General features: G+C 49.4%; 10 protein-coding genes. 1 reads left to right on the forward strand and 9 read right to left on the reverse strand.

What is annotated here, in order from left to right:
* Positions 1–6 precede the first annotated feature (6 nt).
* Entirely contained in the window at positions 7–2,448 is a 2,442-nt protein-coding gene (locus tag JHJ32_RS14495; RefSeq protein ID WP_200121424.1) for an FtsX-like permease family protein, read from the reverse strand.
* Positions 2,449–2,792: 344 nt separating this feature from the next.
* On the opposite strand from JHJ32_RS14495, the gene JHJ32_RS14500 reads away from it, so the two are divergent.
* Positions 2,793–4,064: a serpin family protein gene (locus JHJ32_RS14500; protein ID WP_200121425.1), complete on the forward strand. Its 1,272-nt coding sequence runs from the start codon at positions 2,793–2,795 to the stop codon at positions 4,062–4,064.
* A 338-nt stretch (positions 4,065–4,402) separates the two neighbouring features.
* Here JHJ32_RS14500 and JHJ32_RS14505 read toward each other — a convergent pair whose 3' ends face one another.
* The 8 genes from JHJ32_RS14505 to JHJ32_RS14540 all read right to left on the reverse strand — a co-directional run bounded on the left by JHJ32_RS14505 (position 4,403) and on the right by JHJ32_RS14540 (position 17,467).
* Entirely contained in the window at positions 4,403–4,591 is a 189-nt protein-coding gene (locus JHJ32_RS14505) for a hypothetical protein (RefSeq protein ID WP_200121426.1), read from the reverse strand.
* A gap of 78 nt (positions 4,592–4,669) precedes the next feature.
* Positions 4,670–6,739, reverse strand: coding sequence for an alpha-amylase family glycosyl hydrolase (locus JHJ32_RS14510; RefSeq protein ID WP_200121427.1), 2,070 nt, complete (start codon positions 6,737–6,739; stop codon positions 4,670–4,672).
* A gap of 59 nt (positions 6,740–6,798) precedes the next feature.
* Complete coding sequence (locus JHJ32_RS14515) at positions 6,799–7,680, reverse strand: ThuA domain-containing protein (protein ID WP_200121428.1); 882 nt, start codon at positions 7,678–7,680, stop codon at positions 6,799–6,801.
* A gap of 14 nt (positions 7,681–7,694) precedes the next feature.
* Positions 7,695–9,434, reverse strand: a complete 1,740-nt coding sequence (locus JHJ32_RS14520) for a GMC oxidoreductase (protein WP_233632668.1) — start codon at positions 9,432–9,434, stop codon at positions 7,695–7,697.
* A 6-nt stretch (positions 9,435–9,440) separates the two neighbouring features.
* Positions 9,441–10,349, reverse strand: coding sequence for a sugar phosphate isomerase/epimerase (locus tag JHJ32_RS14525; protein ID WP_200121429.1), 909 nt, complete (start codon positions 10,347–10,349; stop codon positions 9,441–9,443).
* A gap of 1 nt (position 10,350) precedes the next feature.
* Positions 10,351–12,492, reverse strand: coding sequence for a PQQ-binding-like beta-propeller repeat protein (locus JHJ32_RS14530; protein ID WP_200121430.1), 2,142 nt, complete (start codon positions 12,490–12,492; stop codon positions 10,351–10,353).
* Positions 12,493–12,598: 106 nt separating this feature from the next.
* Positions 12,599–14,152: a RagB/SusD family nutrient uptake outer membrane protein gene (locus tag JHJ32_RS14535; RefSeq protein WP_200121431.1), complete on the reverse strand. Its 1,554-nt coding sequence runs from the start codon at positions 14,150–14,152 to the stop codon at positions 12,599–12,601.
* A 102-nt stretch (positions 14,153–14,254) separates the two neighbouring features.
* Positions 14,255–17,467, reverse strand: a complete 3,213-nt coding sequence (locus tag JHJ32_RS14540; RefSeq protein WP_200121432.1) for a SusC/RagA family TonB-linked outer membrane protein — start codon at positions 17,465–17,467, stop codon at positions 14,255–14,257.
* Positions 17,468–17,484 lie beyond the last annotated feature (17 nt).

The raw sequence follows: 17,484 nt of genomic DNA on the forward strand, positions 1-17,484 counted from the left end.
TTAAAATTACTCATCCCTCAGCGAGTCCACCGGATTCGCCAACGCCGCCCGCACAGCCTGCCAGCTTACGGTAAATAGTGCAATAGTTACAGCCACTGCACCCGCCGCAGCAAACATCCACCACTGGATCTCGATGCGGTAGGCAAAGTCTTCCAGCCATTTGTTCATCGCCCACCATGCGATGGGTGAGCCCACCACTACGGCGATCAGTACAAGTTTGACGAAATCCGTGGAAAGCAACCGCACGATACCGGCTACCGAAGCGCCCAGCACCTTACGGACACCGATTTCTTTTACGCGCTGTTGTGTGGCATGCACAATCAGGCCGAATACGCCCATGGCCGAAAGGAACAGCATCAGTCCGCTGAAGAAAGAAAACAGCGTTTGCTGTTTCTGCTCGGCCTCGTATTGCCTGTCGAGGATATCCGCCACCCATTGGGCATCCAACAGTCGATTTGGATAGATTTCCCGCCATAGCTTCATGAGCGATTCCTGCGCCTGCTTTTCCATACCGGGCGTGGTGCGGATGAACATCATTGCGTAATCAGGATTTTGTCCGCCGAGGATAAATACCGGGCCAAGCGCATGGTGTAGGGATTCGCGGTGGAAGTCTTGGAGAACGCCCACGGGCGGATAGCCCAGTTTAGGGATGGGCATACCCAATTCCTGAATGCCGAGCATTTTGGCCGCAGACGCCGTGACGAGTGCCGAACGTGAGTTGACATATTGGCTTAGTTCGAGACTGTCCATCTGCCAGGACGCTTCCATGTCATAAGCGTCTGTTCCGTAAGCGGCATCTAAGTGTCGGCCGCGCTGCAGTTCGAAACCAAGGGTCGACGCAAAGTCGAAATCGGCAACAATGAAGTGTACGTCTATTTTTTCATTGTCTTTTAGGGGGTGATAAAACGAAGTATAGTAGAAGGAGCCGCTACCGTCTACTGGGCTCCAACTGGCGATGCTAGCGGCTTCGATGCCGGGCAGCTTTTTTAGTTCGGTTTTGAACGTTTCCCCTTTACCTTCCCAAGTACGGCGACCAATATGCAACAGGTTCTCCTTATCGTAACCAATCGGCTTATTGGCTAAGTAATTTACCTGGTTCGTTACGACCAGCAGTGCTATCAATACCACCACAGCGATAGCAAATTGAATCACCACGAGTGCCTTCCGCAGACTGCCTGCACTGACAATGGTGCCCTGGAAGAGTCTGCCTCTCAAGGTGTTCGAAGGGTTGAAGCCGGACAATAACCAGGCGGGGTAGGCGCCGGTAATGATACTGATAAAGAAAATGAGCAGCAATGCAGCACCAAAGATTCCCGGATTGGTCAGCATCGAAGACACCAACGGGTGTCCGATGAAGCTTTCCACTACGGGCAGCCCCAGTGCATACAGTCCAATAGCCAGTAGCGTGCTTACCAAGAAAAACAGGAGCGATTCCGTAAGGAACTGCCCCGCCAGTTGGCCACGTTGTGCACCAAGGATTTTGCGTACGCCCGTCTCTTTGAGCCGTTTCATCGCCCGCGCGGTGCTTAGGTTCACGAAGTTGATACAGGCGATAAGTAGGAGTAAGGCACCCACCCCAGTGAGGATATAGATGGTATTGCGGTTGCCCTTTACGGCGATATTGCTGTCGTGATCCGAGTTGAGATAAATCTCAGTGAGCGGTTGCAAACCGAATACTTTTTCCTTTTGTTTCGGATTGTCGATATATTGCTGTACCCAATCATTCATTTTTTGGGTAAATGCCTGTACATCCGTTCCGGGCTTGAGTAGGTAGTACACCTTTTGGCCTCCCCAAACCCCGTCTTTGCTTAATTGGGTGCTGGTGGGTTTGGTGAGTGCGATGGCGTCTGCACGGAGGTGCGTATTCTGGGGAATGTCTTTAATGACCCCCGTGATGAGGAAGGATTCCTTTTCGTCACTCCATGAGGGTACATCGTCGATGATTTGCCCGGTGGGATCCTGGCCATTGAAGTGCCTGTCGCGGAAACTTTCGGTAATTAGTAAGTTCTTTTGCCCGGATACGAAGGTTGGCAGGCGACCGTCGACGGATTCGAAGTCAAACATCGCAAGGGCATTGGTATCGGCTTCCAGTACCCTTGCAAGAATGCCATCTGGGTTTTCCGGGCCGATGCGGAAGCGTTGTTCGCGGGCCGAGATTTCGGAAAACTGTTCTACCTCTGGAAAATTGTCTTTCAAGGCTTTGCCAAGCCGGGCGGTCGTATGGGGATGTTTTTGGTATAAGCCATCACCCATTTTCCGATCTTCATAGGCGGTGTACAAATCATCGGACCGGCTCCAAAACTTATCATACGACAATTCGTCAATCACCACGGTAAAGACCAGCATGCAGGCCGCAAGGCCGATGGTGAGCCCAAGAATATTGATGGTGGCGTAGGTCTTGTCTTTGCCCATCGTACGCCATGCGGTTTTGAGGTGGTGTTTGATCATTTTTTCTTGCTTTAGGTATGTCGGTTACAGCCTATAGCGTATACAATTGTACTTAGCCGTCAGACTGGCCTGTCCTTATTCTTAGCGCTTTTACCCTTGACACCCGAACTTTCAGCAGATGTCTTCAGGCTTTCAAACGCAGTTACTGCGCCAAAACAATAACGTATTAATAGTCAGATAACTAATTAGGTGTTCGCTGTTGCAAAGTGTTCGATATCGAACACCTTCCGTTCAGAAACGGACACCGTGTGTTCAAAAGTAAGTGCGAAAAGGAGATTCATCAATGCAATACCACCTGTAGCGTTTTGCTGCCCGGACTCGTCTCCTGAAAAAACGACACCATTATGAATCGCTTGATTACCCATTACACCGTCCTCTCGGCTATTGGTATATTTGGTCTCACGGCTTGCGACAAAGCCGATTCAGATCAATTAGGGCCGGGCAAAGATTTAATATTGACCGCTACGGAACTGGAAAGGGCCGGAAACGACAACCTGTTTACTTTCGAGCTGTTTCGCACGGCAACTGCAGATTTGAATAGCGATGAAAATGCTCTACTCTCGCCGCTAAGCATCAGCATGGCCCTGGCCATGACCAATAGCGGCGCTGCCGGGGAGACGCGCAAAACAATCGAAAACGTATTGAAGTTTGGAAGCCTGACCACCGAAGAAATTAACGGGTATTACCAAAAGTTAATAGCTGATTTGCCCGCGCTTGATCCGAAAACTACCTTGGAAATCGCTAACTCTATTTGGCATCACAGGGATTTCAGTGTGTTTCCTGATTTCAAGGAAATAAACCGTGCCATTTATAAAGCAGAGGTCGCTGCATTGGATTTTAATGACCCCAATGCCTCCAACGTGATCAACGACTGGGTGAGCAATAAAACCAAGGAAAAGATACCGACCATCATAGACGGCCCCATTCCGGCGGCTGCCGTGATGTATCTCATCAACGCCCTGTACTTCAAAGGTGCTTGGGAACAGCGCTTTGACAAAGCGAACACACAAAAACGTGAATTCAGAAGACCGGACGCCTCCCCATTGAATACGGATTTTATGCAGATAGAGCATACGTTCAATATCTCGGCAACGGAAGACGTTGAGGCCATTGAACTACCGTACGGCAATAAGAAATACAGCATGGTTGTACTTAAGCCCCGGGGTGAGCGTACCCCATCGCAAGTGGCGGAAAAGTTAATGGAGACAGGTACTTGGAACGCATTAATTTCTGGCTTCCAGCCTCGAAAGGCCCAGTTAGCGCTCCCGAAATTCAAGTTCAGCTATGAGAACGAGCTTAAAAACGAATTAACGGACATGGGTATGGGCATCGCTTTCATACGCGGTTTAGCTGATTTTTCGGGAATAAGCAGTGAACCGCTCTACATCAATCGGGTACTGCACAAAACCTTTGTCGAAGTAAATGAGGAAGGAACAGAAGCCGCAGCTGTCACCGCCGTCGAAATGAATACCTATTCTTCTGCTCCATCCGTATACCCGTTCTTAGTTGACCGGCCATTCCTGTTTGCCATCCGTGAGATGGAGACCGGGCTTATCTTGTTTCTCGGTCAGGTAAACGACCCTTCGGTGGAGGAGACTGAGAGCAGGGAGTTTTAGGGGGCGGAAAACAGCCATTTTAAATGTGTATCAAATATATCGCTAACTTCATGCTTCCCTTTATTCATCCCTCAGCGAATCCACGGTAACCTAACTTGTGATTGAAATAATTTTGATTTACGTGCAAAATAACATATTATCACGTAATTCGCAAGTACGACGTCAATCTTTCGTGCACTGCCCAATGAAACGCTCGTCCTTCTAATCCACTTGTGGTATCAAGGTCAAGTGGCCGTATAAAAGTGTGAGCAGCTCGCACGGGTCCATATCAATGGCTTTGGCAATCAGGTAAAGCTCATCCGCACGCAATTTGGTTGCCACGTTAAGCGTGAGTTCGTTTATCCGGGCTTTGCTACGGCCATCCCGTCCAAAAGGGGGCGGGGTGTCTGGGGAAGGTTGTAAAGGCTAACTAATATCCCCTTACGGCTGTCTACAGGGATAGTTATGCCACCATAGATGTTGGGTAGAAATAAACCTGTAGAGCGGTAAGAAAAACCATCAAGCCGGTATGATACGTTATAAATCATGTAACGTAATGATTGCTATTTCTTTAACATCGGCCAACCGATGATCATTTGTTTTGTTAAAGGAATAAATCAATTCGCTTATTTGGAAAGATATAATATCCTGGTAGTATAGCCGGGTATCGGTATATTCAAAAATCGGCTATCGTTACCTTCTATCGAAGTAAAGCGTTCGTCGGTCATTAGATCTATCAAGCTGAGGTTGCCGGCGTTGTCTGCAATAGACGTTAATGCATCGATTTCAAATTGGAATGCGGAAGCGTTTTCATGTGGGTTAACTATCGTAAAAGCGTGTTGTGTATCTGTCCACCGATAAATACACAATAGGCTTGCTACATGCGAAGGGTCCCATTCCCTCATATTTTCGCTTCGCAACACGGCATGTTCTGTCCGCAACTTGGCGAGCTTGGTATAAAATGGAAACAACCCCACGCTGTCCAACTTGCTGATGGTGCATCCCAAACGGAAAATCGGTTTATCATCATATGGGTGGTTAAGATTTCCAATTTCTTGCCCATTGTAAACCATTGGAATTCCCGGCAATGAAAACAGCAAGGCTGCTGCCATTTTCGTCTGTTCCAGATTGTGGGAAGACAAAAATGATGGCAGATCATTGTTTTCAAGAAACCGGACTGTCGGCCCATACATTTTTTGATTAAACAGCGCATTCCTCAAAAGCGTTGTCCTCCTGTTTTCAGTGGGGTAGTTGAACACCGTTTGGCTGCGGCGCTCGTGATGATTTGTTTCCCATGACCACTGGGATACCCAGCTGGTATCTGTCGTCCAGTCATATGCGGCATCATACCCCATTTGGAACGGTTCTTTTACTGATGCTTTGTCTTCGGCGAGACACAACAGATCGGGTTTGACGCTCTTCAGTGCAGCAACCAGGCGTTTCGGAAAGTCGGGATTGCGCGCGGCTATGCCCCAGATGGCGTCGAAACGGTAACCGTCAATATCAAACATGCGCACCCAATGGGTACAAGCGGCTATCATCCACCGCTGTACCTCGGGATTATGGTAGTTCAAGTTGATCATGCCCTCCCAGAAATAATAGATAAATCCGTTTGGATCGCGGTGGTAATTCGATCCGTAGAGCGCACCATCCATCTCGCGCTGGTAAAACGTATAATAATGTGAACGTTCACCGTGGGTAATTGCATCCTGTGCATACGGATGGTGCACGGATGTATGGTTCGGAACAAAATCCAGTACTATCCTCATTTTCCTTTTCTTGGCCTGGGCAATGAACTGCTGCAGCTGGCTTTCACCGCCGATATCATCGCGTACTGAAAAATAGTCAATGATGTCATACCCTTGGCCGCCATCGTGGGTGGAGAACACCGGTTGAAGCAAAATCGTATTGATCCCCAAATGGGCGATCTCGTCCAGCTTCGCAGTAACATCCGCCAGGCTTCCCCCTTCGGTAAAAGCGGAAGGGGTAACCTGATAGACAATCGCCTGCTCCAGCCACGCAGGCTTGGTCTTAAATAATTCAAATGCAGCGATGCCGTCAGCATTTCGAGTGACATAGGTCTGGAAACGCAACGAATCGTTACCGCGTATCGCCCATAGATTGAAATAATAATTTCCCAAATGATCCGGTATACGCACCTTCGCCTCGCCGTCGTGTGCGCTGTAGATGGCACAGGTAGCAGGATTGCCGGATGCAGCCTCCCAACGGTAAGAAACCGGTGTTGGGAAAGATTCGATGACTTCCGCACTTAAGATCACCGTATCACCCCTTACCTGAGCTACCGGGCGGACCAACGGAAAAGGTGCATAGCCAAGCTTGAGCACCAGTGCATCAGAGCGATAGGTCTGGCCATCTTTGTGAGCCGACACGGAGATAACGCTTCGTTCCACGACTTCTACGAGGAACGAAAACGTGCCATCGGGTAAAGCCCTTATGGTAAATGATGAATCATTGTGGTGTACGGTGAGGTCTGCACCCCCGAAACCTTCCGCATAGCCATAGATGTCTTGCTTGGGCAACCAGACAACGGCATTTTCTTTGTTGATGGTGATCGAATTGCAAAAACCAAAATTGGGGCCAACAGATACCAATAGGAGTATTATATAAAGAGGGCCACGTGCTGGCGTGTATAGGTACCGGCATGAAGCGAATCTATCAAGTAGTTTCTTTAGCATTAGTTTATAATAATTTGTAATTAGTTCATTGCTTTTGCGGTATAAAATGCGGCGAGGACTTATTCGTGCGAATCGTACGTCACATTCATAGCAAATGGGCCAGCCCACGTTTCGGGTACGGGCCTGCCTAAGCCCCAATGCACGGCATTGACAACCAGCCGTTGAACCGCTGAAACATCAAAGTCCTCCGGGTGGCCAAGCGTAGTCATAAAAAGCTTACCGCCAAAGGAATTGACACCCGTCCAAGCCACCGGATTATCCACTGCTTCGTCTTCCGGGTCAACTGCCCGGCCCATTAACAGCCATTGCGAACCGGCTACCGGGTATTGGGGCAGCACGTTGTAAAGCCACGATCGTACATGAAACAACGAATCGACTCCCATCAAGAGCGGGTTATCTCGGGCCGCTGGTATCACACGCACATCTGTGCTCGAACGGTGTCCGTAATGAACGTGGTTGGCTGCGCCTTCCCACCCCGGAGGTGCATTAAATGCAAGTTCACCGAACGCATTCCATTTTTCGAGTGGATGGCCCACCGGATAGTTAAATGCGTGTGTGGACGTGCGAAAGCCGATCACCGGGCGCTTGGACGTCAGATAGTCCTCAATGTGCTTCAACTGCTCAGCCGGTAGGCGCCGCCAACGCAGGAAGAAAACCGCCAAATCGGCATCCTGAAGTTGCTCAAGGCCAGGTATATCCTCTTCGGCATTGTGATCCGGATGGGACTTCAACACCAATGTCCGCATAGCATAGTTTTTTTCAAGTTCAGCAGCAATCAGCGGCATCGTCAATTCGCTACTGTATTCATGATCTCCCGTTACGAACACCACCAGCGGTGCATCAGAACCTCCTGATTTCCCATCGCATCCAGCGAATAACCATCCCATGCCCGTAATACACATAAGCAGTAAACCAACGTGATAGGTGCTTAGATTTTTCATGATTGTATCTATGTTTAAATATTTCCTTTTTTCAGCTCGGACGTTGCAAAGTCCACCGCGCGAGCGGTTAGCGCCATATAGGTCAAGGAGGGGTTCTGGCAAGCGCTTGAGGTCATGCAAGCACCATCCGTAATAAATACATTTGGCGAAGCCCACAGCTGGTTATTGCTGTTTAAAAACGAGGTCTTCGGATCGCGCCCCATCCGGGCAGTCCCCATTTCATGGATGCCTTGTCCGGGATGCTGATTCGAGTCGTATGCATATACATTGGAAAAACCTGCTGCTTCGAGCATCTCACTCCCTGAATTCAGGATGTCATCCAGCATGGCCAACTCATTTGTCTTGTATTCGCAATCAATTTCGAGTTCTGGCATGCCCCACATGTCTGTTCTCGTAGGGCTCATCGTAACGCAGTTATCGTAATCTGGCAGGCACTCCCCCATTCCGTTCATCCAAACATCCCAGACGCCCGGCTCAGTAAGTGAATCTTTGTATGCCGCTCCGATTGAATCTTCCCGGACATTGCCACTTCTGCGCGTCACGCCGGCAGCGAAAGCAAAACCACGTATGTAGCGTTGCTGAACATCGTTACCCACGTTACGAAACCGGGGTATATAAATCCCAGTTGGTCTTCTGCCGTAGTAGTAACGGTCCTGAAACCCATGAAACTGCCCCTCTACATGTCCACGGTAATTGTGGTCCATCAGGTAATGTCCCAGCACACCGCTATCGTTTCCAAAGCCATTTGGAAACCGCGAAGAGATGGAATTCATTAGCAGCAAGGTAGTATTGAGTGTACCTGCGTTTATAAAGATGACCTTGGCATAATACGCAAATGTTTCTTTTGTTTCGGCATCAATAATCCGTACACCTGTAGCGCGCTGCCGCTCATCGTCATAGATCAATGAATGGACAACAGCAAATGGTCTCAGTGTCAAGTTTCCCGTGGCCGCAGCAGCCGGAAGCGTGGCCGAATTACTGCTGAAGTAGCCGGCGAACGGACATCCACGTGCGCAAAGATCACGGTACTGGCACGGCCCCCGGCCGTGCAGGCCTTTTGTCAAATTGGCCGTCCGGGATATGATGACGTGTCTGTCTCGGTATGTTTCCTCTATGCGTCTTTTCAAGTGCTTCTCCACAATATTCATTTCCATCGGTGGCAGAAATTCGCCATCAGGTAGATGGGGAATACCATCCCGGTTGCCGCTGATCCCAACAAAACGTTCTACGTAGGAATACCAAGGCGCAATGTCTTTATAACGTATGGGCCAATCTATGGCAATGCCATCCCTGGCGTTGGCCTCAAAGTCCAGATCACTCCACCGCTGCGTCCACCGCCCCCACAACAACGACTTGCCTCCTACTTGGTAACCACGTATCCAGTCAAACGGCTTGACCTGCGTATAGGGCTGCTCCTTATCCTTCACAAAGAAATGTGCTGTGGATTCGTTGAAGGCATAGCAGCTGCTGGCTATCGGATTTTCCTCCAGCACCTTCTGCGGCACGTAACCGCGGTGGGGAAGCTCCCATGGATTATGGTAGGCCGTTGGGTAGTCCTTGACATGCTCAACATTTCGGCCTCGTTCCAACACCAATGTCTTAAGTCCTTTCTCACACAGTTCTTTTGCGGCCCATCCTCCCGAAATTCCTGATCCGATTACAATGGCATCGTAAACGTTGTCCTTGGCGCCTACATTCACTTGGGGTACGCTAATTGACCGGCCTTCCTTATCTCCTGTTATGTTCATATTCATTTTCTACTACCAATTAAAAATCGACTTCACATACCGGCGGCTCCGTGCCCAGCTGGTTTTAACCGGCGCGGTGGGTGTGCCCTCAAACGCAAGCTCTATTGCGGCATCTCCTGTGAATCCCACCTCGCGCAATGCATTGGCAATTGCGGGGAAATCGGTCACGCCGTCGCCTACTGCTTCGGTCCATCGCCCGGTGCTGTCTTGGTCGCGCAGGTGCAGGTATGTGATTTTATGCCCATGCTCGTAGATAAAAGCAACGGGGTCTACGCCCGCCCGTATCAGCCAGTTGATATCCGGCCCTAGTTTGAGGTCGGGTACCCGGCGTATCATCTCCTTCAGATCACGCCCGTCATCCATCAGCTCTACGGTATGATTATGCATGTTGGGCTGTACGCCGTGGCGCTTGCAGATATCGAGCACGTCACCCAGTACCTGCGCCTGGGCGTCCAGCTCGTGGTCCGTCTTTCGGCGGCCGGCATCACCCACCGACAATCCTATATGCGCAGCCTTTAATTTCGCAAGACGCATGACGACAATCTCCATATCTTCCAGTATTCGCTGTCGCTGCGAGGCATCCCACATGTCGGCATAATACGAGGTGCCTGTAACGGGAAGCGTATACTTGCTAACCAACGCTTTTAGCCGGGGAACGGCATCATCCCGCCGGAGGACGGACTCCATGAGTTCTACACCCTGCAGGCCTGCACTACTCAGTTCGCTGAACACTTCGTCAAGAATCGGCGTACAATCCCAGTCCGGCGGGAACCGGCTTGCGTATACCCATAGATGCCCACTCAATACGGTCTTCTGACCTTTAGCCGCGGCTGAAAGCAGGGGTTGCGACAGCATCGCTCCCGACAGCATTGCTGTTGAACGGATAAACGCCCTGCGGCTCTGACGGTGAAGTAATCCCATGCTATTGTTTCATTACATTATCCGGCAAAGCAAACGCAACGTATGAGTCACCGGATTTCGTGCCCAGCTTGCCACCACCACAAGCGATCACGACAAATTGTTTGCCCCCTATATCGTAAACTGCCGGCGTGGCAAAGGCCGCATTCGGCAGTGTGGTTTCCCAGAGCAACTCGCCCGTACGCTTATTGAAGGCCCTGAACTTGCCGTCCTTGGTGGCACCGATAAACAAGAGACCGCCCTTGGTAACGGCGGGGCCGCCATAGTTTTCCGTACCGGTCACCTCCACGCCCTGCGATTTGAGCCAAGCTTCTTCGCCAAGTACCGTTTTCCACACCAGTTCGCCGGTATGCAAGTTGATGGCGCTCAGCGTACCCCATGGTGGCGCAATGGCCGGATTCCCCGCTTTACTTAAAAATTTATTATACCCCGAGATGTTGTAAGGGAGCTTGCGAAACGCCTCTATCGGCGAGGCCTCTTTTCTTTGAAAGGGCTTTTTGAGATCATCGTGCAGGTTTAGCACGTAAGCAGCAATTGCTTCCTTCTCCTCGCCCCCGAGATGCCGGAATGCCGGCATCATTCCCCGGCCCACCTCGATGAATTCGGTAAATGTCTTGGTATCATAACGAGCACCGATATCAATCAGCGTTGGATAGTTGCCGCTACCTTTGCGGTCCGCTCCATGGCAGGACATGCAGTTTTGCTGATAAAGGGCCTGTCCGGCCTCTTTATAAGTACGGGTTTGCTGTTCTTCCTCGTCGGCTTCCCACATTTCCAATATCCATGCCATCTCATTTGCGTTGACATAGAGAATACCCGTGGTGGGATCCACTGCCGGTCCGCCCCACTCAGCGCCGCCATCGAATCCAGGAAAGATAACGGTACCCTGTTTAGATTGGGGCAGAAACATTTTTCCGGTTTTGTAGGATGAAAGCCGCTGTCGTACATCTTCGTACTCCTCCTTGGATAAGTGGGGATTGATGTCCTTTTCGGTAAATGACTGGCGGACAAAAGGAGCGGGCTTCTGCGGAAACGGTTGGGTAGGCCACAGCTTTTCGCCCTCCAATTCGGTATCCGTATCAACCGGCATTTCCGCTATCGGGAAAAGTGATTCGCCGGTTTCGCGATTGAAGACAAAAACAAAGCCTGTTTTGGTGGTTTGCGCTACGGCATCAATGTCTTTGCCATCATGCTTGACCGTCACAAGTACTGGTGCGGACGAAGGGTCCCAGTCCCACGTATTATGGTGGATGTATTGGAAATGCCAAAGTAACTTGCCGGTAGCGGCATCAAGCGCCAATAAACAGTCAGTATACAGGTTTGAGCCGGTACGTTTGCCTCCATAGAAATCCATCGCGGCCGATCCAGTGGGCACAAAGGCGATTCCGCGCTCGTGATCGACGGTCATCCCCATCCAGTTATTGCCCCCACCGGTCCATTTCAGTACCTCCTGATCGTCCCAGGTCTCTGACCCAGGCTCCCCTGCGCGGGGTATGGTACGAAACATCCACTTGATTTCTCCGGTATGTACATCGTATGCCCGGATATGCCCGGGGGCTGCATCCATGGCTTCTGATACTCGGGTACCGGAGAGCACTAGATTTTTATAAATCGAAGGCGGAGACGTGTTGGTAATGAACAGATCGGCAAATTCCTCTCCAAGACCGTCATGCAAATCTTTCTTGCCATTGACACCAAACGTTTCAACCGGTTTACCGGTTTCGGCGTCAACCGCATGCAAGAAAGGTCCGGCACCGTAAAATATCCGTCCGGTTCCTTTGCCATCGGTCCAATAGGCAACCCCTCGGTTGTTGTTGAGTCCAAAATGACTCTCGCGGTCGCCCTCGATCGTTTCAAAAGGTGAATAGGTCCATTTTTCCTCGCCCGTACCGGCGTCAATGGCAAACAATTTCAGCTGCGGCGAAGTGCCGTATAATATGCCATCGACAACGATGGGGTTGCATTGGATCTGTGAATGCGCAGCCGTGTCCGCATCGCCGGTATGATACTGCCATGCGATTTCAAGCAAGTGTACATTGGTTGTGTCAATCTGGTCAAGCGTGGAGTATTTGTTTAATGTCGCATTCCCGCCGGCGACCTTCCAACCATTAAAATCCGGCCTGGTGCCTTCCGAACAGGAATTCATAAACAAAAAAAAGACGCCAAATAGGGCAATACAGAAACAAGATTTGATGTGCTGATGCATGCAATAATGATTATTCAGTTAGTTAGTTATTCAGTTAATTATGCGCTCAATAGCCGTCATTTTGTACCAAGCCCGGATTTGTTGTCAAGATCTCAAGTGGGATTGGATATAACTGCTTTGTTTTGTCGCTCGCTGCTTTCTCCCACCAGGCATCAGTGAACCTGCCGAAACGTATCAGATCTTCCCTGCGTTTCATCTCGTACGCAAATTCGCGTCCGCGTTCGTCCAGCAGCTCGTCCATCGTCAGTGTGGCGATGGTATAAGATGCATCGGGATCGCCGCCGGCAAAACTCCGTGCCCTTACTTCATTGATGAGATCGACCGCTTCTGCTGTGGCAACGCCGTTATTTAGCCGCATGATACACTCGGCCTTCATGAAATAAATATCCGAGAGGCGATAGATGACCAGATCATTGTTCATATTAGCTTGAACACCGGTTTCTATTTCGTATTTGATATTACGCACGCCCTGACCGTCGCCTCCTGCCATATTGACAAATCGGGTGATCTCTGGTGTGATGACCAGGGGCTGGCCGTCCCACCCATAAATTGGTTGCTGTTGGCCGTTTCCGGTATAATATTGGGGGCCTACCAGCCATTGCTTAATACGGAAGTCGTTTTCACCGTACAGCCTGTAAAACGACTCCTGGGTGACAATTTTATTCCAAGGCCAGTATAACAGGTTATATGTTTGGTTATGAGCGGAATGCAGCTGCTGTTCGTGCGCGTTGAATCCCGGTGCATTATTGGCATCATATACGACTACAAAGATATTTTCTGAGCTGTTATCGTTATATGCCATGAAAGGAGCATCCCATGTCTCATCGAGTGAATAAAAACCATCATTGATAAGGGCATCGCACTGGGCGATGCAATCTTCCCAGCGGGGCGTCCCCGAGAAAACTTCGGCATTCAGATACAATTTGGCGAGTAGCGCCCTGGCTGCAGATCGTGTGAAGTGTCCATACCACATCGGATCGCCTTTCTCTCCAAGCTGATCGATATTTTGCAAGATTTCGGTTTCGATAAATTCGAAAACTTCAGCCCGAGGTGTCGTCTGTGGACTCGACGGTATCCCCACCTGTGTTACGATAGGTACGTTTCCAAAGGCATTGATCGCCCAATAATAGTAGAACGCCCTCATCAGCCTGACTTCCGCAACCATCTGCTCTTTGCTAACGGGCAGCTGAAATTTACTCAGATCCCTGTCTTCCATTGCGTCCAGAAAACTGTTGCAATAGCCGATTCCCTGAAAAATATTACTCCACTCATACTTGATAAACGGTTCTTGCGATGTCCAGGTGTGCTTGTGAAAGCGTTCCCACGTACCGTTTTCATAGCCTTGGCCAGACTTGGTCGTTGCAGCCGCCTCATCCGTTGGGAATTCCTCCATTGCGAAATGCACACTATAGGTTATCCCTTGCAAAAAGCTGTAAGGCAGGTTCCAAGCAGCTATGATTTGACCGGGTGTTGAATAAAAATTGGATGATGTGTCTTTACTGTATACTTTCTCATCCAGCTCACTGCATGACGACATGTACATCAAGGTTATCGTAGCTGCGGCGAAAAAGCCGCATTTTTTAACTATTGCAGTTTTCATCAGTATATAATTTGTTTTTAAGGTGATGAAGCTATCAGATTTATTCATTCCTCTGTGTGATTGAATAAATCATGATGGTTCATGACTATTCTTGTTATGGTATTAGAAATCAGCGGCCACTCCGAAAGTGAAACTGCGCGTACGCGGATAGTAGTTGGAATTTTGTTCGATACCGGGATAGTTGAATGTATTAATGCCTAATTCCGGATCCATTCCTGAAAAGCCAGTGATGGTGAAAAGGTTCATTGCCGTGGCCGATACCCTTAGTCTTTGTAGATACGAATTTGCTCTGACCGGGATGGAATAACCAAGCGTCACGTTATCGATTTTCAGGTAGCTGCCGTTTTCCAGGTAGTAGTCTGAAAAAAGTGGCGCATCATTCAGTGGAGAGTCGAATGCTGTTCGCAATACGTTGCTGCTGGGAAATGCTGTCCGGTTTTCATGGAAAATACGGTTGGCATTGACTGCGCTGAATCCCAATGCACTACGAAGCAACACCGAAAGGTCAAACCTTTTGTACGTGATGTTATTGGTAAGCGATAAATTGAATTTCGGAATGCTGTTACCCAAATAAGCATAGTCATCGCCGCTGATCTGATCTGCGGTGACTGACTCACCGGCACGATTCAGAAAAAGCCACTTACCGTCATCCGTTAAACCTGCATACCGCCTACCGTAGTAGACACCTATGGGTTGACCGTTCACGATCCGTTGGATGTTTCCGATACCAATGTCGGAAACATCATGGGCTGTGCCCTGAAACTGTTCGCTGGTGATTGATGTGACCTCATTGCGGTTATACGCGCTTACCAATGTCAACTGCCAATCAAATGATTCGTTTTTGATAAGTGCTCCATTTAGTGTGAGTTCCAAACCTTCATTGACCAGTTCGCCGGCATTGGCAAATATCAGCGGCCAAATAGCGGCGGGTACTTGCGCGTAATAATTGCCTACCAACGCACTGATTTTCCGATTGTAATAATCAAAAGCGCCGTTCAACCATCCATTGTTGAACAAGGTGAAATCGACACCGACATTTAATTCTTTTTTGGTCTCCCACCGGAGATCGGGATTGGAATTAATATCAGGCCCGTACGTGTCCAGCCAATAGCCACTGCCGGGTATACCTAAGTAAGCACGTCCGAGTCGACCGATTGTGGCCAACGACTGATAGGGCTGTAAGCTATGTTGGTTGCCGGTCACTCCATAACCAGCCCTCACCTTCAGGTTTTTGACAACGTCAACACCGTCCATAAATGCTTCGCGGCTGAGAATCCATCCACCCGATAATGCCCAGAACGTTCCCCACTTATGGTCATCCCCAAATTTGGACGCACCTTCCCGTCTTATCGAACCGTTTAGCAGGTAACGATCTTTATAATCATAAATAACACGGGCAAAATAAGAAAGCAAGGTCTGCTCTTGCGCATAACTGCTTACAAAAACACCTCCACGCTGCGCTCCGGGAGTATAATTGAATAATGCACCCCCAGCGCCGAGATTATAGTAGAGATAGACGTCGGTCAGAAAGTTGTTGTTTCCGGCGCCTACCCCTTCATTGAACTCATTTTGATAGGAATACCCTATTACCGCGTTTACGTGATGATCGTCGAAATCTTCGGTAAACGCCAGTGTGGTCTCCAAAATATTATTTGTGGTATTATCTACGCTGCGGGAAGCCTGTCCGTTCAAACCGCTGGTCTGCATCCACCGTAACGCAGTATTGGTATAGCTGCCTCCCAGCAAATCGGTTTTGGTCAGCGAATAATTGACTCCGGCGGTTAGCGAGGGCAATATTGCATATTTTAGGTTTACCGTGCCCAGGAGCCGTTTTTCTTTTTGGTCATTGGTGGTAAGCCGGGTGTCTGCCAATGGGTTCCATTGATCGCCAAATTCTGGAGACTCGAAATAGTCACCGTTTTCATCGTAAACCGGATAAGTGGGGTTTATTTTAAGCGCCTGACCAAAACCATAGTAATGAGCAAAGGATTTGTCTTCGTATGAGTTGGCAAGCATCAGCGAAAAGTCGAGCTTGTCGTCAAGCGCTTTCGTGTTCAGTTGCAGGCGACCGTTGATGAGTTCACGCCTTGTTGCTAGATCAATCCCTTCGAATTTTTGATAATTTAGCGTGGCATTGAATGTGGTTTTGTTATATCCCCCGCTTAGTGATAGATTGTGCCCGTGGTTGGTGGGCGTGCGTGTCAATTGTTCAAACCAATCGGTGTCACTGCCTTTATCGCGGGCGCTGATATCGCCGCCCAATGCGATGAGCTGCTGTCTGAAGTCGTTGCCCGTGAGCACATCATATTTCTTTGCAATGGTCTCGGTGGATGCGTATCCTGAGTAACTCACCCGTGTAGCACCGGGAATTCCTCTTTTTGTGGTGATGATGATTACTCCTGCGTTGGCCCTCGACCCATAAATAGCGCCTGCCGAGCCATCGCGCAACACATCGAAAGACTCTATATCTCCCGGAGCAATGGAGCGAATATCCGCCCCTGGCACCCCATCTATAACGATTAATGGCTGGGGGTTTCCCTCCACAGACACGGCCCCCCGTAGCGAAAAGTCAGCTTCTGCGTTTGGATCTGCGCCGTTGGGTCGCGTAATTGACAAGCCGGAGACCTTGCCGGCTATGAGGGTCAACGGGTCGCTGATTACGCCCTTGTTAAACTCGTCTGATTTGACCGTTGCAATAGAACTGGTGACCATCTCCCGCTTTTGCGCTCCATATCCGATGACGACTATCTCATCCAAATCGCTTAATGAGGGTTTCATCTGGACGTTAATTATTAATCGGTTTCCGATCAGTTGTTCTGATGTCTCATAACCTAGTAAGGAAAACACGACCATCTTCGCATCATACGAATCAAGGAGTTGATAATTGCCTTCATCATCTGTCGCTGTCTCTATCGTCGTACCTGCAAATTTCACCGTAACACTTGGGAGCGGCATACCCCGCTCATCGGTAACCCTTCCCGTTATAGTGCGTTGTTGCGGCCCAATCTCAGAATCGGCAGTGGATTTAGGAATCTCGTTGGGCACCGCAGCCCGAAGGATGATCACCTGGCTTTTGATTGACCATTCAATACCTCGATTCTGCGTGAGCGCATTCATCGCATCTTGCAAGTCTATGTTACGGAATGATGCATTTATCGGCATGTGCGCTAAATCTTCCCCATGTAGGAAAAAATGATAACCGCTTTGCTTCTTGATCTCTTCCATCACCTGGGTAAGCGGTTTATTAATTACGGTAAGGGTTATGGTTTGGGCCTTGCTCCCAGCGGTCAACTGTAGTACCGTTATCAAAGTCAAAAAAACGGAAAGTTTCA

Origin of the sequence: Parapedobacter sp. ISTM3, assembly GCF_016533505.1 — a bacterium.
In the GTDB taxonomy this organism is placed as follows: Bacteria; Bacteroidota; Bacteroidia; order Sphingobacteriales; family Sphingobacteriaceae; genus Parapedobacter; species Parapedobacter luteus.